Annotated in this window: 16 protein-coding genes and 1 pseudogene; 8 read left to right on the top strand and 9 right to left on the bottom strand. The window is 58.5% G+C overall.

The genetic code is table 11. The features are described from left to right. Positions 1-73: 73 nt before the first annotated feature. The 9 genes from KGB18_RS14885 to yaaA form a co-directional block, all read right to left on the bottom strand. On the bottom strand, positions 74-1,204 hold the full coding sequence (locus KGB18_RS14885) for a mannuronate-specific alginate lyase (protein WP_123719945.1): 1,131 nt from the start codon (positions 1,202-1,204) through the stop codon (positions 74-76). An 11-nt stretch (positions 1,205-1,215) separates the two neighbouring features. After that, positions 1,216-2,667 (bottom strand): alginate O-acetyltransferase, encoded by a 1,452-nt coding sequence (locus KGB18_RS14880; protein ID WP_223570165.1) that lies wholly within the window; start codon positions 2,665-2,667, stop codon positions 1,216-1,218. A 10-nt stretch (positions 2,668-2,677) separates the two neighbouring features. Continuing rightward, on the bottom strand, positions 2,678-4,267 hold the full coding sequence (gene algG / locus KGB18_RS14875; protein ID WP_201061881.1) for a mannuronan 5-epimerase AlgG: 1,590 nt from the start codon (positions 4,265-4,267) through the stop codon (positions 2,678-2,680). Positions 4,268-4,293: 26 nt separating this feature from the next. Continuing rightward, a complete protein-coding gene (locus KGB18_RS14870) occupies positions 4,294-5,781 on the bottom strand; it encodes an alginate export family protein (RefSeq protein ID WP_123719942.1) in 1,488 nt (495 codons plus the stop codon). Further along, positions 5,778-7,289 (bottom strand): alginate biosynthesis TPR repeat lipoprotein AlgK, encoded by a 1,512-nt coding sequence (gene algK, locus KGB18_RS14865; RefSeq protein ID WP_187326396.1) that lies wholly within the window; start codon positions 7,287-7,289, stop codon positions 5,778-5,780. Before algK ends, KGB18_RS14870 begins: the two co-directional genes overlap by 4 nt. A 9-nt stretch (positions 7,290-7,298) precedes the next feature. Beyond that, positions 7,299-8,468, bottom strand: a complete 1,170-nt coding sequence (locus KGB18_RS14860) for an alginate biosynthesis protein Alg44 (RefSeq protein ID WP_123719941.1) — start codon at positions 8,466-8,468, stop codon at positions 7,299-7,301. 35 nt (positions 8,469-8,503) lie between these two features. Next, a complete protein-coding gene (gene alg8, locus KGB18_RS14855) occupies positions 8,504-9,985 on the bottom strand; it encodes a mannuronan synthase (RefSeq protein WP_410003836.1) in 1,482 nt (493 codons plus the stop codon). Positions 9,986-10,188: 203 nt separating this feature from the next. Further along, entirely contained in the window at positions 10,189-11,505 is a 1,317-nt protein-coding gene (locus KGB18_RS14850; RefSeq protein WP_123719939.1) for a nucleotide sugar dehydrogenase, read from the bottom strand. Between the two features lie 819 nt (positions 11,506-12,324). After that, positions 12,325-13,104: a peroxide stress protein YaaA gene (gene yaaA, locus KGB18_RS14845; protein WP_123501039.1), complete on the bottom strand. Its 780-nt coding sequence runs from the start codon at positions 13,102-13,104 to the stop codon at positions 12,325-12,327. 232 nt (positions 13,105-13,336) lie between these two features. On the opposite strand from yaaA, the gene KGB18_RS14840 reads away from it, so the two are divergent. From KGB18_RS14840 to cyoA, 8 genes and pseudogenes are all read left to right on the top strand, one after another. Then, on the top strand, positions 13,337-14,461 hold the full coding sequence (locus tag KGB18_RS14840; protein WP_123719938.1) for a polysaccharide deacetylase family protein: 1,125 nt from the start codon (positions 13,337-13,339) through the stop codon (positions 14,459-14,461). A gap of 337 nt (positions 14,462-14,798) precedes the next feature. Beyond that, on the top strand, positions 14,799-16,193 hold the full coding sequence (locus KGB18_RS14835; protein WP_008010591.1) for a PhoH family protein: 1,395 nt from the start codon (positions 14,799-14,801) through the stop codon (positions 16,191-16,193). Positions 16,194-16,424: 231 nt separating this feature from the next. Next, positions 16,425-16,898, top strand: coding sequence for a cyclic pyranopterin monophosphate synthase MoaC (gene moaC / locus KGB18_RS14830; protein WP_123719937.1), 474 nt, complete (start codon positions 16,425-16,427; stop codon positions 16,896-16,898). Then, the gene (moaD, locus tag KGB18_RS14825; RefSeq protein ID WP_123719936.1) at positions 16,895-17,137 is read left to right on the top strand and encodes a molybdopterin converting factor subunit 1; all 243 of its coding nucleotides are present in this window, start codon (positions 16,895-16,897) and stop codon (positions 17,135-17,137) included. Before moaC ends, moaD begins: the two co-directional genes overlap by 4 nt. Positions 17,138-17,140: 3 nt before the next feature. After that, entirely contained in the window at positions 17,141-17,593 is a 453-nt protein-coding gene (gene moaE / locus KGB18_RS14820) for a molybdopterin synthase catalytic subunit MoaE (RefSeq protein WP_201061879.1), read from the top strand. A gap of 171 nt (positions 17,594-17,764) precedes the next feature. Next, a pseudogene (locus KGB18_RS14815) lies at positions 17,765-17,919 on the top strand (ester cyclase); the annotation flags it as partial. A 25-nt stretch (positions 17,920-17,944) separates the two neighbouring features. Continuing rightward, a complete protein-coding gene (locus KGB18_RS14810; protein WP_038979054.1) occupies positions 17,945-18,454 on the top strand; it encodes a disulfide bond formation protein B in 510 nt (169 codons plus the stop codon). 826 nt (positions 18,455-19,280) lie between these two features. Then, the gene (gene cyoA / locus KGB18_RS14805; protein ID WP_123719934.1) at positions 19,281-20,225 is read left to right on the top strand and encodes a ubiquinol oxidase subunit II; all 945 of its coding nucleotides are present in this window, start codon (positions 19,281-19,283) and stop codon (positions 20,223-20,225) included.

Raw genomic sequence — 20,225 nt, 5'->3', positions numbered from 1 at the left:
TCAGTCGACATCAATGCTGAATGTCAGATTGCAATCGCGGGCAAGCCCGCTCCCACAGGGTTTTGTATTGTTCCTAGGAACCTTTGCCTTTCTCGCTGGCCGGGTCATAGACCTTGGTCAAATCCCCGCCGAGGCGGAAGGTCTTGAACGGCTGCATTTTGTGTTTCTGCGCCAGCACATCCGGCGTGCAGGTGTAGAGCGAGCAGAACGGTTCGAGCCAGGCGAATTTCGAATCGACCTTGAGGTCGGTCATGTCCTGCTCTTTACCGTTCTTCTCCTCGAATTCATCCGGGTCTTCCACGCCTGCAAGCACGCGATCACCCAGGCGTTTCAAGGCACCATTGTTTTCCTGACGCAGATCCACACCGTTGACCTGAGCGAAACTGGCGATCATCGCCAGTGGCGGCAGGGCGTAGTTGTGATAGGCGAGGGCGCGTTGCTGGCGCTTGAGCTCGTTGGGCAGGAAGCCTTGGGCGTCGACCTGATTGACGCCGACCTTGTATTCCTTGACGGCCCAATCGAACAGGTCGCGGCGGTTGGTGGCGACCGACGTGGCCATCACCGACCAGGCTGCCCAGTACGAGTGGTTGTTGGTTTGCTCGAGCGGCAGGTTGTCCCAATCGCTGACCACCTGATCAGCCATTTTGCTGAACCAGGCTTCAATCACTTGCGCTTCTTCCTGGTGGGTAGCCAGTGGATGCGAGTCAGAGAACTTCAGGCGAACATAGGACGAAGCCATGCTGCCCAACGCCCATTTGCGCATGGACTTGCCGGTATGGTTGAAGTCCTTGGACATCAACGCATCGGCCTTGGCCCAGGCCGTTAGCCAGTTGAGCGTGCACTCCAGTTGTTCCGGACGACCGTCACGCATGAACTGCATCACCTGCTTGCTGGTGGCGCGCTCGATCTTGGTGATGTCGGCGGTGGTGTCGCGGAAGGCTTTTTCCGATGCCTCGTTCAGGGTCGAACGGGCCTTGTCGGAGCCTTCGTATTTGCTGCGAAATTGCAGGGCGCCGGTGTAGGGCGTCGGCATCGCGTCGCAGCCTTCACTCTTGCCGCCGGTTTTGACTTTTTCAATTGGCGCGAAGTAACCCTGGGGCGGGCGCAGTGGCGCGGCGGCCTGGGTGGCGCCGGCGAACATCGCCAGCGTCAGCAGGGAGGGCGCGAGTAACTTTTTCAGCGTTCGGGTTTGCATGCAGTTCATAAGAGGTAGCCTCATTGCCCGGCTTGAGCGGTACGCTGCTCGGCGCCGGAGAACACGTTGCGTTTGCAGATTTTCGCTTCGACTTTCTGAGGCGTGGTACCTGGTTTTTCAGGTCCCTGGACTTCGACGGCCAGCAGATTCTGCGAGGCCCAGTCTTCGTCCGTGCGCAACTCGAAGGCGAAACGCCCGTCGGTATCGGAGGTTTCCGGTTTGTCGATCTTGATGTCCTCGTGGCGCCCGTTCATGTACCAGAGGGTGGCTTGCAAGGTTTTCACCGAGGTGTCGGCGAAGCGAATATCGACCTGGTGACTGCTGTTGCGCAGGTCCAGGTTCTTGCTGTTGACCATCAATTCGTTTTTGCCCGGTTTCAGCGTGGCACTGGCACTCATCTGTGCATCTTTGCCTTCGCAACCGTTGTCCAGCAGCGCCATCATTTGGCGGTAGATGGTTTCCTGATCGAGGCGATAAAGCGGCGAGAATTCCCAGATGAGGATTTTCGGCGGTTTGGTCTGGAACTCTTCGCTGCCCAGGTACTGCAGCATCGAACCTTCGAAGCCACCACCGGGGAACGCCACGTTGAGAATGTCGGCGCCGATGGCCTCTTCGAGGAAACCGGCGAAGTTGTAGTTCTTGCCACTGTGGCTGGTGCCGACCAGGGTGATTTCCGGATTGCCGGAATCACTGAACAGATCGCCATCGCCCGCTTCGCCTTTTGGCTCGGTGGTGAACTGATCCATGTACTGGATCGCGTAGCTGGTGCCACAGAGTTGACCAGCCATGTTGTGTAACGTTCCGGTCTTGCCCATGCGACCCGACTTATGGGTCTCGAATTCACGCTTGGGAACGTCGGCGAAAGCCGGCAATTGCTTGACCTTCTCGGCGACAATTTTCGCTGTGCGCTGGGCGCCATACGGCGTCCAGTGTTGGTCGCCGCGGAAGTAGAAATCGTGAGCCGGCAGGGTATCGGGCAGCGACTCGTTGGTCAGCGGCGACAGGTCCGGGACCACGTAGCCCATCTGCGCGAAACGCCCGAGCATGGTCTTGTAGTTCCTCAGCGCCTTGTCGAAGTCGTAGCTCGCCTTCTCAGCCGGGTTCAGCTTATTGCGGTTCACCAGGCCACGGGTCGGCTGGTAAACGATGACCAGTTCCACGCCTTTGCTCTTGAACGCCTCGTGCAGTTGTTTCAGGCGTTTGTAGCCGGCGGGTGTGGTGTCGAACTCGGTGCGCAAGTCTTCTTGCGTACGGAACAGCCAATCGCCCTGCGCCTGCACCAGTGTGGTGAAGTTCTGCTGATAGCGGGTGGTGTAGTTCTTCGCGTCATGGGCGGCGGGGCACAGGCTGCAGCAATCCTCGGCCTTGAAGCTGGGTGCTTTGGCGTCTTCGGCACGTACGCCACCACTGGCCGCGAGAATGCCCGCGGTCAGGGCCGACAGGCTGAGTAATTTGATCAAGTGTGAGTGCATAAAATTATCCTCAGTCCCGCATTTCGGTCTGGCGTTCGACAGGGTCGATCAGCACGGCTTTCTGCTGGCGCACCAGCAGGTCGAGAATTTCATCCTGGCGTTCGCCGAGAATCCCCGAGAAGCTGATGCCGCTGGATTTGGTCGGTGCGAGCATCGACACGCGATACAACTCCACGCTCAGCGGCGAGTCGATCGACAGTGGTCCGCTGCCATTGGCGGCCAGTTCACCACCGACCACAATCAGGGACACCTGGGCGTCGAACGGATCGAGCTTGATGTCCCGGTCGGTGTCGCTCAAATCTTTGATGTGCCCGTAGACACCGGTCAGGCCGTTGGCCATCGAGACGTTTTCGTACAGGCGAATGTTCACGCTGTTACGAATACGGATGCCGTGGCGTCGGTTGCTGATCACCTTGTTGCCCCACAACAGGTTGTCAGCACTCTCATAGAGGGTGATGCCATCGGTGTGGTTCTTGTAGATCTCGTTGTAGGCGATCAGGTTGTTCACACTGTTACGGTCGATCACCAGGCCCGACAATTTGTTGTCGTAGCTGCGGTTGTTGAAGATGAAGCTGTCGTTGACCTCACGGGAAATAATGATCCCGTGCTTCTTCTTGGTCCCGTACACCGTGTTGTCGGCGATGATCAGACCGTGGGAACGGTCATGGGGGTCGATGCCGTAGACGATGTTGTCTTTGTAGGTGTTGCCCTTGACCACGAAGTCGCGGGTTTCGTAGCAGTAGAAGCCGTACCACATGTCCGAGAACTCGGAGCCGACGATCCAGCCGGACGGTTCAGGGCGCTTGAGCACCTTGGCCATGTTCGGCGTGTATTGGGAAATACTCACGCCGTAAGACTTACTGTTGGCGTAACCGAAACTGGCGATCTTGCTGTTGGCGATATAGGTCTCGGTGCCACCCCAGGACAGCAGGAACGGACGGAACTCCTTGGGCGACTTGAAGGCCGCCGGGCCGTTTGCCTTCTCGCTCCAGCCAGTGATTTTGGTATCACGCACGAACAACTGGCCGTCGTTAACCAGGAACGAACCGGCCTCTTGGGACAGGCGCAATTCCTGGGTCTGCTTGTCGATTTCCAGAATGCCCTTGTTACCCACCACGATCGGCAACTTCGCCAGGAACACCCCCGGCGAAGTTTCGCTGAAGTACTGCTTGGGCAGCTTCTTCGCCAGGTCCTTGAGGTTCATGTAGCCGTCGTCGATGAAGATCGCTTGCGGGATGCCATGCTGACGCACCACCCACTCTGCCATCTTGTTGTCACCGCCGATGAAGTCCTTCAGGGCGTTTTCCTGCATCATCCGGCGCACGCTGATCTTGCCGGGTTTGGTGCGCACGATTTTCGCCGCGATGGCTTCGGCGGTGTAGCCAGAAGTGTCCGGCAGTTTAGGCTTGGCCAGGTCCAGCGGCGCGGTTGGCGCGCTGCTGACGGTGTAGGTCTTGGCCTGTTGCAGCCCCTTGGCCATGGTCGTCGATTTGCCCTGTTGCACAGGCTTGGCCGGTTCGACGGTGGCGAAGGCGGCTGCGCTGGCGAGCAGTAGCGCGCCGGCCAGCAGGCTGATCGAGCCTTTCTTGGCACTGTTCATGTCGGGCACTCCCTTCGCGGTTTGCATCAGAAGCGCCAGACCACGTCGACAAACGCGCGGTGCATGTACGAGTCAACTTCTTTGCCATAGGCATCGCCTGGCTTGAACACACCGCCACGGAACCGTACCAGTGCCGAAGGCTCATCGATCGACTGGCTCAACGCTGCTGGCAGCAGGCCTTGCTTGAAGTACTTGGTGACCACCAGGTCCATTTCCTGACCGAGGTCTTTGTTGCCATCTTCCAGCGGCAGAGAGGTGCTGGAGAGGATCGCGCCGGTTACGTCGTCGGTGTTGTTTTCGACGGCGTTGATGCCGTTGCTGCCCACCGGCTTGTTGCCGTCGACGCGCCAGAACTTGTGGTAGATCAGACTGGCGTCGTATTCGTCGTTGAGCATCCACGAGCCGAACAAGGTAGCGGTCTGCATGTTGTTCATTTCGCCACGGAAGGCTTCGCCGAAACGGTGAACCCGCGAGCGTGTACCGGTGTAGTTCGAGCGATTGCTTTCCAGGCCGGTCTGTTCGTACTCGGCGCTGGCACGGGCATACGCCGCACCGACTTGCCACTGCGGATCAAGGCGCAGACGCAGGCCGATATCGGTGGCCCAGCCATTGAGGTCTTCACCACGTTTGGCTTCGGTCGGACGCGTGCCATCGGCGTTCAGCGGGTTGACCGTGTCGGTGTCGCCGCTCATGCCGGTGATGCTGCCCCAGTAGTTGACGGTGTTGGTGTTGCGCCAGTTATAGGCGTCGCTGTCGGCGGTGAGGCCGAGCCAACTGATGTCACCGTTCTGTTTTTTATCCAGCGAATCGCCGGCCACACCCGGCTCCGGGTAGTCGAGCTTGCCGTCATCATGGGTGTGATGACCGCGAATGCCGACCCAGTTACCCGGCGACCATTGAGTGGCAACGTCGCCGAAAACGTGCAGGCGATCCTTGTCCTTGGGCGCCAGCTCTTTCAAGTCGGTGCGGTATTCGCTGAAACGTTCGGCGACACCGACGTTGGCGCGCAACAGGGTGGTGTCGAAGGTCCAGTTCAGGGCTTCGATGTTGGTGTCGCGCCATTGGCCGTCGTCGTTGCGCAGGCGTTGGCGACCGAGCTTGAGGATCTCGCCAGGGTAGGGCGTGAGGCCGCTGTAGCCGACCCAGAACTCGCGCATCGCCAGGTAGTTCTTCTTGGTTTTGCGATCACCGTTGTCGGTGGTCTGGGTACCGTCGCTGTCGGACTGTTGCAGGGTGTCCGTTTCGATGATGTCGGTGGACGTCACGGCCTGGCCCATGGCGTAGGCGCTCCACGCGCCGCTTTCGCCGTATACCCATGGACGCAGGTCGAGGCCGACGCCGGAAACGTCGCCGCCGCTGGCAGTGCCCAGGTCACGGTCGTCTTCGGACTGGCCGGTAACTTTGACTTCGAGGCCGAAGTTCTTGTCTTCGGTCAGGGCCGCCAGGGTCGGGCACGACCACAGCAGGGCGAATGTCAGGCCAATACCGGCCTTCACGAATGGATTAAGCTTCATAGGGATTCCTCGCCGTCTTCTTCTTGCAGGGCGTGCAGTTCCAGCGTGTCCGAACTCACGGCGCTACGAATGGCCTGCTCTTGTTTCAGCAGGCGTTGGGCCTCGGCCAGCCGGTCAGGCGGCAGTTGCGTTTCGATTGTTTGCGCAAGCTCATTGGCTTGTGGGGTGTTTTGAGCCTTCGCCAATTGGCTGAAGACATAAGCGTTGACCGGGTCGGGCCGGGTGCCCTTGCCTTGGGAGAACAGTTGGGCAATGGCGAAATCGGCGCTGTTCTGGCCGTTACGCGCAGCAGTCAGCAGGTGATCCAGGGCTTTCTGCGGATAGACCTTGCCCAGGTAACCACGACGGTAAATCTGGCCGAGGTAGTAATCGGCGGCGACTTCCCGGCCGACAGCTTTCTTGAAGTGCTCTTCGGCGACCTTGGCGTCGGCCGGCACCATTTTTCCTTCGAAGTAGAGCTTGCCCAGCAACAGTTCGGCGCGGGGCTGATCAGCGGCGCGGCCGTTGTCCAGGTACTTCATCATGGTGTCGACGTCGCCCAGTTCAGGGAAGTCGTAGAGCAATTGCGCGAGGCTGACCCAGGACGCCGGGTAGCCAGGTGCGATGCCTTCGAGCAGCGACTGAGCGGTTTTCTCGTCGGTCTTGCCCAGGCTTGCATCGCCCAGTACGCGAGCCACGCTGTCCACACGTTGCGCAGTGACGACGCCACGGCTTTGACCAGCCTGCATCTGCTTGATCAGTTCTGCCTGTTGCTCTGGCTGGCCGCGTTTCTGATAGACCGTGGCCAGTTCGACGTAGCAGATGTCGGTGGTGTTCAACGCTGCTTTGCAGATCTTTTCCACGTCATCCAGATGCTGGTCGTAAGTGCCCTGGGTGCGATAGAGCAGCACTTGCGCCAGACCGGCTTCCGGTTTGCCTTCGGTGCGCCATTGGCTGATCTGCTGCTGCGCGTTGACGTTCGGGAAACTGTGCGGGTATTGCAGGTACAGCATCGCCAGCGGGATCAGGGTATTGCCTTCGCCATTGGCCGAGGCTTTCTTCAACAGCGCTTCGGCTTCGTGATGTTCGGCTTCGGTGGCGCCGGGTTTGGCCACCAGCAGACGACCCAGGCGAGCCTGAGCTCGCGGCGAGACGCTGGCCGCGGCGCGGTAAGTCGCCTCGGCCTTTTTGATTTGCGCCGGGTCACGGCTGTCGACCTGCAGATCGGCCAGGCCAACCTGAGCTTCGCTGTAACCCAGGTCTGCCAGTTGCTGATAGTTCTGCGCCGCTAGCGTGGTGTCGCCACGCTTGAGAGCTTCATTGGCCAGACGCTGGTCGGGCAGACCGGCGCAACCGGCCAGGCTGATGGCCAAAGCCAGCGAGCACACCACATAACCACTGTGGGAGCGGGCTTGCCCGCGATTCAGGCGGCTCGGTGCTTCAGAAAGACCGCGTTGATCCAATCGCGGGCAAGCCCGCTCCCACAGGATTCGCGGTGTTTTCAGGAGACTGATGATCGTCACAGGCATGTCCTCGACTTAAAGACCGGCGGCCATGGCTTTGTTGATCAGCCAGTTCAGGTTCGGGCCACGAGTGCTGTTCACTTCCACTGGGCGACCAGCGAAGGCGCTGTCCAGTGGCTCGTCAGGTTTGATCTGCACGCGGATGTCGGACGACAGGTCGGCGCTTTTCAGGCTGGTGCTGCTGACAATCTTGCCGGTACGGGTTTGGTCTTCACCGGCGATCTGGAAGCTGACCGTGGTGCCTGGACGCACATCGCCGAACTGGCGATAAGAGAAGCGTGCTTCAACGTTGGCTTCGGTGTTACGCGGCACCAGTTGGAAGATCACGTCGCCTTTGCTGGCGTACTGACCGTTAGCCACCAGTTGCTGAGACACGGTGCAATCGCACGGCGAAGTCAGGGTGCCGGTCATTTGCTTGCCGAACAGTTCTTCAACCTTGGACGGTTGCAGTTGGTCTTCGTCCAGATGGCCCTTGAGTACGTCGAGCATGCTGGTGCTGAAGGTCGCCAGCGGTGCGCCTTTGGCGGCGACGCCGTCAGCCTTGATCAGGCTCTGCACGGTGCCGTCGCGCGGCATGGTGATGTTCATGCCCTGCACGCTGACCAGGCCAGCCTGAGCGTGGCTGACGAAGTACATGCCGTACACCGATTTGAAAATGAAACCGAACGCCACCAGGCCGACCACGAAGATACCGGCGCTGAAGGTCACTGCTTTCAGACGGCCGAGCGGGGTCATGCCGTGGCCGCCATCCTTGACCTTGCGCGCCTTGGTGAAGTTGTCGCGCTGCAGGGTCGCCAGCATTTCACCTACGCTGACGATGTCGCCGGCCAGGTGCGAGGTGATCAGGTGGCGCAGGGTGGAAATGTCACGGGGTTCCAGGTTCTGGAACTGGCAACCGATACGACCGGTCTGGCGATCGACGGAGCGGATTTGCAATTCCACGTCCATGGCCAGGCCGAGGTTATCGATCACGAACTGCAGGCGGGCCTTGTGCACATCGCCGACCTTCAGCGGCAGCTGACCGGCGTTGAACGCCAGGCCGCCAGCGGAAAGGTCGATAACCCGGGCTTCAACCGGAGTCCGATCTGGACCGAAGAAACGCAGCTTGGCCGGGATTTTCACGCGAGCGTGTTGGCGCTGGGCTTCGGATTCATGCACTACGTTGGAGTTGACGGCGGTATTCATATGGGCGATTTCCTAGTTAATTCAGGCGAGTTCGGTCAGACCATCAGCAGCAGCACGGCGACAAAAATGCTGCCGGCGGAGAAGGTCATGGTCCGAGACGACCAAGTGTTGAACCAACGTTGAAAGCTGGCGAGATCACGGGTCAGAGAAGTGGGCTGGCGAGTCCAGGACTGTTGATCGAGGCGGAAGAACACGTAGATCTTCACCAGCGCGCCGACGATCTGGTTGTAATAGAGAATCGCCGGGTACGCCGGGCCGATCCGGTGACCGGAACAGGACAGCAGCACTGTAAGGATCAGGCGGGTGATGCCGATCCACAGCAGGTAAACCAGGATGAACGCGCTGCCGTACTTGAAGGTGGCGAGGATTGCCACGGTCAGGCCCAGCAAGGACGTCCACATCGACACGCGTTGATCGAACAGCACCACCGAGGTGAACAGGCCGAGGCGTTTCATCCCCAGGCCCAGGGCGCGAGAGTTCTGCCGCAGGTTGTTGCCGTACCAGCGGAACATCAGTTTGCGGCTGGCCTTGATGAAGCTCTTCTCGGGCGGGTGCTCCACGGTGTGGATAGCGGCGTCCGGCACGTAGAAAGTGTCATAGCCCAGGCGCATCAGGCTGAACCAGCTCGACTTGTCGTCACCGGTGAGGAACTTGAAGCGGCCCAGGCGCCAGTGTTGCAGCGAGTCGCTTTCCACATCGGCGATGAAGTCCGGGTTGGTGACCACGGTGGCGCGGAATACCGACATCCGGCCGGTCATGGTCAGCACGCGCTTGGACAGGGCCATCGAACACATGTTGATGTGGCGCTGGGCGAATCGCAGTTTGTGCCATTCGCTCATGATGTAGCCGCCGCGCACTTCGCAGAACTCGTTGGTGGTCAGGCCGCCGACATTGCCGAACAGCTGGAACCACGGCACGGTCTTGAGCACAACGCCTTCGGCCAATACGGTGTCGCCATCGATCACGGCAACCACGGCACGGTCGTCCGGCAGGTGGCGTGAGATGGCGCGGAAACCGTAGGCAAGGCCATCGCGTTTGCCGGTGCCGGGAATGCGCACGAAGTCGAGCTTGACCCGTGGTGGTGGGTTCATGCGTTTCCAGAGGCTCTTGACCAGCAGCTCATCGGACATTTCCACGATGGAGCAGACCACGGTGGTCGGCAATTCGCAGTCGATGGCCTCGCGGATTACCGAGCTGTAGACCTGAGCGGTGGTCAGCGCGTCGATACGAAAGCTGGTGACCATCAGAAATACATGGGACGGGTCTGCCGCTTTGCCCAGCTTGCGCACTTTGCGCCGCAGGTACGGGTAGACCACGTACAGAAACAGCATGCCGCGCAGAAAGTGCGTGGCACCCATCGAGTAGCGCCAGATACCGACGATACCGATCAGGAAGATGAAGTCCTTCGACTCGGAGTCGAACGTGGACGCAGGCAGCGCCATGGCGATGCCCATCAGTAAACTTAGGTAAAACAGCCAACCGGCGGCCTGAAGTAGGCCGTGCTTTAGCCTGTGCATAATCTGCATCCGTCTCGATCTCGGGCGAACCTGTGGGGTGGCCCGATGGGGTTAAGGCAGGCCTGTGAAAACTGACGTCACCCGCTCTGGATGACGCCAGAAATCCTGGTAGGAGCTGCCGCAGGCTGCGATCTTTTGGCGTCAGTGATATCGCTGAAAATCAAAAGATCGCAGGCTTCGCCAGCTCCTACACAGATGCAGCGTTACCAGCAGATGCCTTCAGTCCGGCCACTCACGCTGGTGGCTTTGGACATGAAGCCAACCAGGTCGACCACTTGCTTGCCGTGTGGAGCTTCCAGCGCCAGGGCGCGGAATTTCTCGTCACGGTTGCCGAGGATGATCACGTCGGAGTTTGCGATCACTTCGTCGAAGTCGGAGTTGAGCAAGGACGAGACGTGAGGGATCTTCGACTCGATGTAATCCTTGTTCGCACCGTGAACGCGAGCGTACTCGACGTTGCTGTCGTAGATGCTCAGGTCGTAGCCCTTGCCGATCAGCATTTCCGCCAGATCAACCAGTGGGCTTTCGCGCAGGTCGTCGGTGCCGGCCTTGAAGCTCAGACCCAGCAGGGCGACTTTGCGTTTGTCGTGGCTGGAGACGATGTCGAACGCGTTCTGCACCTGGGACTCGTTACTGCGCATCAGCGAGTTGAGCAGCGGTGCTTCCACGTCCAGGGAACCGGCGCGGTAGGTCAGGGCGCGGACGTCTTTAGGCAGGCAAGAGCCGCCGAACGCAAAGCCTGGGCGCATGTAGTACTGGGACAGGTTCAGTGTCTTGTCCTGGCAGACCACTTCCATCACTTCACGACCGTCAACACCGACGGCCTTGGCGATGTTGCCGATCTCGTTGGCGAAGGTCACCTTGGTGGCGTGCCACACGTTGCAGGTGTACTTGATCATCTCGGCAACGGCGATGTCCTTGCGGATGATCGGTGCGTCGAGTTCTTCGTACAGCGATTGCAGAACGTCACCCGAAGCCTTGTCGAACTCGCCGATAACGGTCATTGGCGGCAGATCGTAATCGGCGATCGCGGTGCTTTCACGCAGGAACTCAGGGTTGACCGCTACGCCGAAGTCGACGCCGGCTTTTTTGCCGGAGCAGTCTTCGAGGATCGGGATCACCACGTTTGCCACGGTGCCCGGCAGGACGGTGCTGCGAACCACGATGGTGTGGCGGGTGGTCTTGTCACGCAGGACAAAACCGATCTCGCGGCACACGGCTTCGATGTAGTTCAGTTCCAGATCGCCGTTCTTCTTGCTCGGCGTACCGACGCAGATCATCGACAGGTCGGTGTCACGAATCGCCTCGGCGAAGTTGGTCGTGCCGCGCAATTTGCCCGTCTCGATACCCTTCTGCAGAAGTTCGCCCAAACCCGGTTCAACGATCGGCGATTTGCCGGCGTTGATCATATCGATTTTGTCTTTGGCAACATCGACGCCAACGACGTCATGGCCCCGTGCAGACAGGCAACCGGCACATACTGCGCCGACGTAACCCAAACCAAATATGCTGATGCGCATCGCAATTACCTCTGTATTTATCAAGCCATTACATGGCCGGAGTTAATGGTGTTCAGCGGTCATAGTGCACTCGCAAGTGCGACTTAAAGGCGCCACAATGCCGTGTGCAGGCATACTAAGTTCCGAGTGTCTAAATAAGTGCACTCAAGATGTGCGCAACCAGGCCTTATTGTTATGACTTGCCCTGTTATGCAGCCGATCCTCTTTTCAGAAGACTTCCGTGCAAAGGTCTTGCGCGCTCAATGCCAGGCTCGAAAGCCCGTAAATCAAGCGGTTGGGTGCTCAGGTGAGCACGTTTATAGGGGCGCAGCCGTGGCCTTGTAGGGGATAGTAATGGTGCGTTATCTCCTGTCCTTCATGTGTTGCCCAAATAAGTGATCAGTAAGCCAAAGTAAGTGTGACAACTTCGCTACATCGATCTCTTGTCTGTGTAAGTTATCTCGCACAATCACCGAGAGAATCGTTACCGGTGGTATGAGCGGCGCATTTGGACATAGTTCCTGTCCGCCCATCGCGAATTCTGAAATTTCTTGAAATATTGAAAAAGATGGCACTGCTTTCATATTGATAGCACTTGCCCTTTGGCCCTTTATATATGGGGCGATTGTCGCTCTGGATATGTTTTTGCCACTACGAGTAAAAATTTTCAGTGCCACTACTGAAAAAAATGATCAATGTCGAGTGAAACTAAAGTTAGAAAATTGAGTGCTTGAATATTGGCGCCAATAAAACGGCGAAAGGGAAAGGATTGTTCGACGATTAACGGGGGCGCGCACGACGAAGTAATGGGTGTCGTGCGCTGACTTAGTGCAGGCTCTATTACTCCGGTGCGTGATCGCGCAGGAACACCAGATTGTCCGGTTTAGACTGTTCGGCGCTGTAGCGATAACCCTGAACGTCGAACTGCTTGAGGGCGACCGGGTCATTGATGCGTTCTTCAATGACGAAGCGACTCATCATCCCGCGGGCCTTTTTCGCGTAGAAGCTGATGATTTTGTACTGGCCGTTCTTCAGATCCTTGAACTCGGTATTGATGATGCGCGCGTTCAAGGCACTGCGTTTGACCGCCGAGAAGTACTCGTTGGAAGCCAGGTTCAGCAGCACGTCATCGCCTTGATCGGCCAAGGCTTCGTTCAGCCATTCGCTGATCCGCGTACCCCAGAAGGCGTACAAATCCTTGCCACGGGCATTGGCCAGCTTGGTGCCCATCTCCAGCCGATAGGGCTGCATCAGGTCCAAGGGGCGCAGCAGGCCATACAGGCCGGAGAGCATGCGCAAGTGCTGTTGGGCGTAATCGAAGTCGGCTTCGCTGAAGGTTTGTGCATTCAGGCCGGTGTACACATCACCCTTGAATGCCAGCAACGCCTGCTTGGCGTTGGCAGGGGTGAAGGCCGGGGTCCAGCTGCCGAAACGCGCGGCGTTGAGACCGCCGATCTTGTCGGAGACGTGCATCAGCTCACTGATCTGCGCCGGCGTCAGGTCGCGCAGTTGCAGGATCAGTTCCTGGGAATGGTCGAGGTATTGCGGCTGAGTGAAGCGCTGGGTCGCCGGCGGTGTTTCGTAGTCGAGGGTCTTGGCGGGGGAAATCACCATCAGCATGAAGTCGTCTCCTTTAATCGTGGGGGCGATTCTAGGGGGTTGTCCTTGTTGACTCCAGCTATGGGTGTCATAGGTGATCGGTGGTGTCATGGAACAAGATCGCAGCCTCGCTTCGCTCGGCAGCTCCTACGGTGCGCGTACATCTGTAGGAGCTGTCGAGCGAAGCGAGGCTGCGATCTTTTGATCTTCCCGCGATATAGTGCCGCGCGGGTTTTGTTATGGAGACATCCCATTGCGTATCGTTTTTCTTTTCTCGGCCTGGCTCTTGAGCTTTGGCGCCATGGCGGCGCCGGGCGATGTGGCGACGCTTGATCGCAGCACCTGGCCTGAGCAGCTCAGTAGCCCGACGCTGTTTGACGTCGCCTCACGGGCCGAAATCCTCATGTTTGCCCGCGTTCTGCTGGCCAGTGAATCGCTGGATGAAGCGAGCCTGGCTCAACGCTTGAGCCTGCGCACCCTCAATCTGGAGTCGGTCAACCAGCTGCGCCAACGCATGTGGCAGCGACTGCTGACCAATTACAACTTCGCCCAGCAGAGTTGCGATCAGGATGCTTCCTTCTGTTTCCTGGTCGAGGATATGGCCACCTTGCGTGAGCAAGCGGCGAAGTTTCAGGTGAGCGACGACAGCTATTACATCAAATGGGCCGAGCCGAGCCGGTTGTTCCACGCCCAGTACCTGGACGAGCAGTTGCGCAAGGCCGCGCTATTTCCGCAGGCCAGCAGCGAAGTCGATCGTTTTGGCGACTATGAGCGCAATGGCGATGCCATGAATGATCGCCTGTTCCTGCTGACCTTCGACAGCGCCGCCAATGCCACGCCAGATAACACGGCCTGGGTTACCGAGTACCTGCGCAAATCGAACATGAGCGCTACGTTCTTCGTCCTCGGCAAGGACATTCAGGCCCGTCTGGCCGAGCGTTCGGTGGCCAGCCTGCAAGGGACTTATTCGCAGCAATGCGTGGGCGTGCAAGGCTGGGAGTTCCGCTCCCACAGCCATTGGCAAGACTGGCAGGACTCGGTGCGACGCAGCGTCGAGTTGGTCAAAGGCAAGTTGCCGGAGAATTACGTGCCGCTGTTTCGCCCGCCCGATGGCCAGCGCCGGTCCGATGCCGAGGGCTTCTTCACGTCTCAGGGCTTGCAGGTGGCGTTGTGGGACATCGATGCCCAGGATGGCGCCGGCAAGCTCAAGGGCAGCCAGAGCGCACAACGGGTGTTAACCCTGATGCTGCTGTGGCGGCACGGGGTGATCAATTTCAATGTGAAGCAGGATGCGCTGAAAACGGCGATGCCCTGGCTCATCACGCAAACGGCGCCAAGCGGGATTGGTTGGGCAGACTGTCAGGAGGCGTTTCGCTGAAAACGGCAAAAGGCCGTAAACATTGGGGGAAGGGCGATTTTTGCAGAGAAATCGGTGCAGGCGGACTTCCGACTTTAACGGCACATTGCCTGCACGCCAAGGGCTATTCGTCACTCTGAAAAATAAACTTCAAAAAAACGTCAAAGTGCTTTTTTCTGTCATGTGTTTTGGAGTATTACGAAGACAGACCGCCGAAACCTGCAACACAGGTGGCGTCTCCCAAGACCCCAGTTTGTGTGCAGTTCACTTGACTCCTCGCAGGTGAATTCGGCGGCCACTTCGAGGCGCAGCACTGTCATGGTACTGCGTCGACTGGCTCCCACAAAGGTGACCGAGTATGGATGATCACGGACGTAGCCCTTCTTCCAACCAGCCAATCCTTTATGTACTCGATACCAACGTATTGATTCACGATCCAAACGCCCTGCTTAATTTCGAAGAACACCACGTCGCCATCCCGATGACCGTGCTTGAAGAGCTGGACAAGCTCAAGAGCGGGCATCACAGCGTTGCTGCGGAATGCCGCCAGGCGATTCGCCTGATCGACAAGACTTTGGGCGATGCCAGCCCCGAAGACGTTGAACTCGGCGTACCGATCCAGCGCGGCAAGAGTGGGCCCAAGGGTTTGCTGTCAATTCTGATGAGCAAGCGCACTGAGCCGAACATCATTCTGCCCGAGCATCTGAACGACAACATCATCATCAACCAGTTGATCGACCTGCACGCGCGCGAACCAAAGCTGCCCGTGGTGCTGGTCACCAAAGACATCAACATGCGCCTCAAGGCCCGGGCTTGCGGGATCGCGGCCGAGGACTACAGCACCGACCAACTGGTCGATGATGTGTCGCTGCTACCCAACGGTTATCACAACATGGACGGCTCCTTCTGGGATCGCGTGAAGAATGTCGAAACCCGTCAGGACCACGGTCGCACCTGGCATCAGGTGCAGCTGATCGACAACCTGCCGGCTGTGCATATCAATGAGTTCATCATCGACGAACAGGGCTTTGTCGGCTGGATCAAGGAGATCGAGGAAGACCGCCTGCTGATTCTCGACCTGCATCAGGAACCCCTGTTGCACCAGGAAGCCTGGGGCCTGAAACCGCGTGACATCTATCAAAGCCTGGCGCTGTACGCCTTGCTCGACCCGGATATCCACCTGGTCAACCTGACCGGGGCAGCGGGTTCGGGTAAAACCATCCTCGCACTGGCGGCGGCCATCGAGCAGACCATGGTCAGCAAACGCTACCGGCGCATCATCGCCACCCGCAGCGTGCAGGGGCTGGACCAGGAAATCGGCTTCCTGCCTGGCACCGAAGCGGAAAAAATGGAGCCTTGGCTCGGCGCCATCACCGACAACCTCGAAGCTCTGCACATGGACGACGAAAACACCCATGGCAGCGTCGACTACATCCTCAGCAAAGTGCCGTTGCAGTTCAAATCCCTCAACTACATTCGAGGCCGCAGCTTCCAGCAGAGTCTGATCCTGATCGATGAATGCCAGAACCTCACGCCGCACCAGATGAAAACCATCATCACCCGTGCCGGCGCCGGTTCCAAAGTGGTGTGCCTGGGTAACCTGGCGCAGATCGATACCCCTTACCTGTCCGCGACCAGCTCCGGGCTGACGTACTTGACCGAGCGCTTCAAGGACTTCCCCAACGGTGTGCACATCACCCTGCAAGGGGTGCCACGCTCGATTCTGGCCGAATACGCCGAATCGCATCTGTAATCGCTTCAATAGAACCGGGCGGCCCAAAGCCGCCCGGTTTTTTATGCCCGACGAATAACCTGTGGGAGCGGGCTTGCCCGCGATGGCATCACCGAGGTGTCCCTGTTGAACCGCAGCGTCTGCATCGCGGGCAAGCCTCGCTCCCACAGGGTTCGGTGTAAACGCATAATCAAACGTGCGGAAATTTGACCCACAGGTTTACAATCGATGCTCCTGATCAGGAGTATCCCTGTGCTGACTCATCTCGATTCCCAAGGTCGCGCCCATATGGTCGACGTCACTGAAAAAAACGTGACGTTCCGTGAAGCGACGGCCCAAGCGCTGGTGCGCATGCTGCCCGAAACCCTGCAGATGATCGTTGCTGGCGGCCATCCCAAGGGTGACGTGTTCGCCGTGGCGCGGATCGCCGGCATCCAGGCGGCGAAGAAAACCAGCGATCTGATTCCTCTGTGCCACCCGTTGATGCTTACCGGCGTCAAGGTCGAACTCAGTGCCGAAGGCGACGACACCGTGCGCATCGTGGCGTGCTGCAAGTTGTCCGGGCAGACCGGCGTCGAAATGGAAGCGCTGACTGCCGCCAGCGTCGCGGCGCTGACCATCTATGACATGTGCAAGGCCGTGGATCGTGGCATGACCATCGAGAGCGTGCGGCTGCTGGAGAAACTCGGCGGCAAGAGCGGCCATTTCCAGGCGGATCAGCCATGAACGTTACTGTGAAGTTTTTCGCCCGTTACCGTGAAGCGCTCGGCGTGGACTCGGTGAAGGTCGAAGGTGATTTTTCCACGGTCGACGATGTGCGCGCGCTGCTGGCCCAACGTGACGGCGCCGAAGTGCTGAGCGAGCAGAACCTGATGTGCGCCCGCAACGAAGATCTCTGCCAGCTCGACGAACCGGTGAGCGATGGCGATGAAGTAGCGTTTTTTCCGACCGTGACCGGGGGCTGAGCCATGGCTATTCGTGTGCAGCCCACGCCGTTCGACCCGGGTGCTGAAGTCAACGCCATGCACGCGGCCAATGTGGGCGTCGGTGCGGTGGTGAGTTTTGTCGGCTACGTACGCGACTTCAATGACGGCCTCGACGTCGCCGGGATGTTCCTTGAGCACTACCCGGGCATGACCGAAAAAGCCCTGGGCAAGATTGCCCTGGAGGCAGAGCAGCGCTGGCCGCTGTTGAAGCTGGAAGTGTTGCACCGCATCGGCGCGCTGGAGCCGGGCGAGCCGATCGTCTTCGTCGGTGCTGCCAGTGCTCACCGTCAGGCGGCGTTCGATGCCTGTGCCTTTGTCATGGACTACCTGAAAACCCGCGCGCCGTTCTGGAAGAAAGAAAACACCGGTGATGGGCCGCGTTGGGTGGAAGGGCGTGACAGCGATCATGCGGCGGCGGATCGGTGGAAGCAGTAAGCAATCGATCCGTCTTCACGGGCTTGATGCTTGAAAAACAATTGAAAGTTAATCCGTTCTTAACCGGTTTATCGTTTCTTCCTTGTGGCGAGCGAGCTTGCTCGCGTTGGGCTGCGTAGCGGCCCAAAAAGACTCTCTTAAGCGAGCAGCATCGCCACCCGAAGGCCGGGTTCAGGGGCGGCCAAGGCTCTCAAAGGTCAGGGCCAGCGTGTAGACTTTCGGGCAACCGATATCAGATCGACAACGATCGCATTGCCGCCAATTGGCATATCGAAGACAACATCAGCCTGATGCAGCCGCTGCAAGCGCAGCCGCCGGCGAGCTGATCCACGGACACAAAAGGGAAACGCGATGAGCGAGGAAACGATGCGGTTGGGACGTGAGCGGCGCTATCTGGTGTTGCTGGGCATTATCTGCCTGGCGCTGATCGGTGGTGCGCTGTACATGCAAGTAGCTCTGGGCGAGGCGCCGTGCCCGCTGTGCATCCTGCAACGCTATGCGCTGTTGCTGATTGCGCTGTTCGCCTTTATCGGCGCTGCGACGCGTACCCGCCGCAGCATCACGCTGTTCGAAACGTTGGTGGTGATCTGCGCCATTGCGGGCGCCGGGGTGGCCGGGCATCACGTCTATACCCAGTTTTACCCGGCGGTCAGTTGCGGCATCGATGTGTTGCAGCCGATCGTCGACGGTCTGCCGCTGGCGAAGATCTTCCCGCTGGGCTTCCAGGTCGATGGCTTCTGCTCTACGCCGTACCCGCCGATCCTCGGCTTGTCCCTGGCGCAGTGGGCGCTGCTGGCGTTCGTGCTGATCGTGGTGCTGGTGCCGCTGCTCACTTCGCGTAACCGCAAAGCGCTGCGCTGAGGCTGTTCGCCGTACCGTTGCAGGCAAAAAAACGCCCCGGTTCTCGTTGAGAGGCCGGGGCGTTTTGCATATTCGCAGGTCAGGTAAAAAGACCTTGATGCTCGACAAGGAAGGGTGTGACACGTGTGCGACACGTTGTCACAGCCTGGGTGGCGCAAGGCATTTCAAATCCCTGATTCAGGGCATCGCTTCGCACCAAAAACCGGCTTTCCCAGGCTCTGTCGGTTTCAGCGCTCGTCAGTCGAAACAGGCAGTTTTAACAGGGCCTGGCGAATTGCCGAAGTCCTTGTCATATAGGGGGTAGAGCAGGGTCGAAGGCGAGCGCAGAGCCTTGGAAGCTGTCTGAACTTCGTATGGTAGACCTACAATTTTTGGTGTTTTTGTTGAGAATGAATTTCGCTACCATGGCGCACTTTTGCAAAAGCCGTTAATGATTGTTGCCGGATCAGATATAAATTATTTCGGGATGAGACATGGTTTATGAATCGTTACATATCTACAATCGCCCGCACTGAATTCCCGGCACTGCTCACCCTTACTCAGGTGCATGAGCAGAACCAGGGTGTCGAGAGGCCTGATGGCTTCATGCGACTCCCAGGTGTCGGTGCCTTCCGACTATCCGCACCAAATGGAATTGGTCTGTAACAAGGCCCTTGACCACGAATTCGAATAAGAACTCACCGCAGGCCCAGCAATTGTCGAATAGCGTCTGACGCGCGACGGGCAGGCCCTTATTCAATCCAAGAAAAATGCCAACCCTTGGCAGGGTGAAGTGTTGGCGATCAAAACCCAACTGCATTGCGCAAGCTGCTTTAGAGGTCGTGAGATGAGTAAAAACAGGTACCCCAGACTACTAGGCTTATTGCCGCTGCTCGGCACGTTGTTGCTGGGAGGCTGCAACATGACCTTGCTCGACCCTAAGGGCCAGGTCGGCCTGGATGAGCGAAACCTGATCATCACCGCAACGCTGCTGATGCTGTTGGTCGTCGTGCCGGTCATCGTCATGACCTTCCTGTTCGCCTGGAAATACCGCGCTTCCAACAAAGACGCCGTCTATACGCCGAAGTGGTCGCACTCCACCAAGATCGAAATCGCGGTGTGGACTATTCCGGTACTGATCATCATCGCCCTGGGTTACATCACCTACGAGTCGACCCACGCGCTTGACCCTTACAAGCCGCTGGAATCCGACGTCAAGCCAATCACCATTGAAGTGGTCGCGCTGGACTGGAAGTGGCTGTTCATCTACCCGGAACAAGGCATCGCCACGGTCAACAAGATCGTGTTCCCGGCGCACACACCGATCAACTTCAAGATCACTTCCGACGCTGTGATGAACTCGTTCTTCATCCCTGCTCTGGGCGGCCAGATCTACGCGATGGCGGGCATGCAGACCAAACTGCACCTGATCGCCAACCAGAACGCTGAGATGGACGGTATCTCCGCCAACTACAGCGGCGCGGGTTTCACCGGTATGAAGTTCAAAGCTATCGCCACCTCTCAGGAAGATTTCGATGCCTGGGTAAGCGAAGTCAAAAAGGCACCTAAACAGCTTGAAAAAGCTGAATACGAAGCCCTTGCCAAGCAAAGCCAGAACAACCCAGTCGAGCTCTACTCCTCGTTCACGCCGAACCTGTTCCAGACCATCGTCGACAAGTACGAAGGCATGAAACCAGGCAAGCCGATGCATCACGAGAAGAAAGACAAAGAAGTGGCCCATATGGAAGGGATGGACATGAGTTCGCATTCAGCTGCCGGGGCAGAGGAGTAA

Source organism: Pseudomonas sp. BF-R-26, from assembly GCF_019947395.1.
GTDB classification, from domain to species: domain Bacteria; phylum Pseudomonadota; class Gammaproteobacteria; order Pseudomonadales; family Pseudomonadaceae; genus Aquipseudomonas; species Aquipseudomonas farris.
This window is presented reverse-complemented; position numbering and strand designations above follow the sequence as displayed.

Excerpts from the sequence above, each read along its gene's own strand:
- algG (WP_201061881.1), bottom strand. The coding sequence starts at position 4,267 with ATGAACAGTGCCAAGAAAGGCTCGATCAGCCTGCTGGCCGGCGCGCTA.
- moaE (WP_201061879.1), top strand. The coding sequence starts at position 17,141 with ATGGCTATTCGTGTGCAGCCCACGCCGTTCGACCCGGGTGCTGAAGTC.
- KGB18_RS14850 (WP_123719939.1), bottom strand. The coding sequence starts at position 11,505 with ATGCGCATCAGCATATTTGGTTTGGGTTACGTCGGCGCAGTATGTGCC.
- yaaA (WP_123501039.1), bottom strand. The coding sequence starts at position 13,104 with ATGCTGATGGTGATTTCCCCCGCCAAGACCCTCGACTACGAAACACCG.
- KGB18_RS14810 (WP_038979054.1), top strand. The coding sequence starts at position 17,945 with ATGAGCGAGGAAACGATGCGGTTGGGACGTGAGCGGCGCTATCTGGTG.
- KGB18_RS14880 (WP_223570165.1), bottom strand. The coding sequence starts at position 2,667 with ATGCACTCACACTTGATCAAATTACTCAGCCTGTCGGCCCTGACCGCG.
- moaD (WP_123719936.1), top strand. The coding sequence starts at position 16,895 with ATGAACGTTACTGTGAAGTTTTTCGCCCGTTACCGTGAAGCGCTCGGC.
- KGB18_RS14885 (WP_123719945.1), bottom strand. The coding sequence starts at position 1,204 with ATGAACTGCATGCAAACCCGAACGCTGAAAAAGTTACTCGCGCCCTCC.
- KGB18_RS14860 (WP_123719941.1), bottom strand. The coding sequence starts at position 8,468 with ATGAATACCGCCGTCAACTCCAACGTAGTGCATGAATCCGAAGCCCAG.
- alg8 (WP_410003836.1), bottom strand. The coding sequence starts at position 9,985 with ATGCACAGGCTAAAGCACGGCCTACTTCAGGCCGCCGGTTGGCTGTTT.
- algK (WP_187326396.1), bottom strand. The coding sequence starts at position 7,289 with ATGCCTGTGACGATCATCAGTCTCCTGAAAACACCGCGAATCCTGTGG.
- KGB18_RS14835 (WP_008010591.1), top strand. The coding sequence starts at position 14,799 with ATGGATGATCACGGACGTAGCCCTTCTTCCAACCAGCCAATCCTTTAT.
- KGB18_RS14870 (WP_123719942.1), bottom strand. The coding sequence starts at position 5,781 with ATGAAGCTTAATCCATTCGTGAAGGCCGGTATTGGCCTGACATTCGCC.
- cyoA (WP_123719934.1), top strand. The coding sequence starts at position 19,281 with ATGAGTAAAAACAGGTACCCCAGACTACTAGGCTTATTGCCGCTGCTC.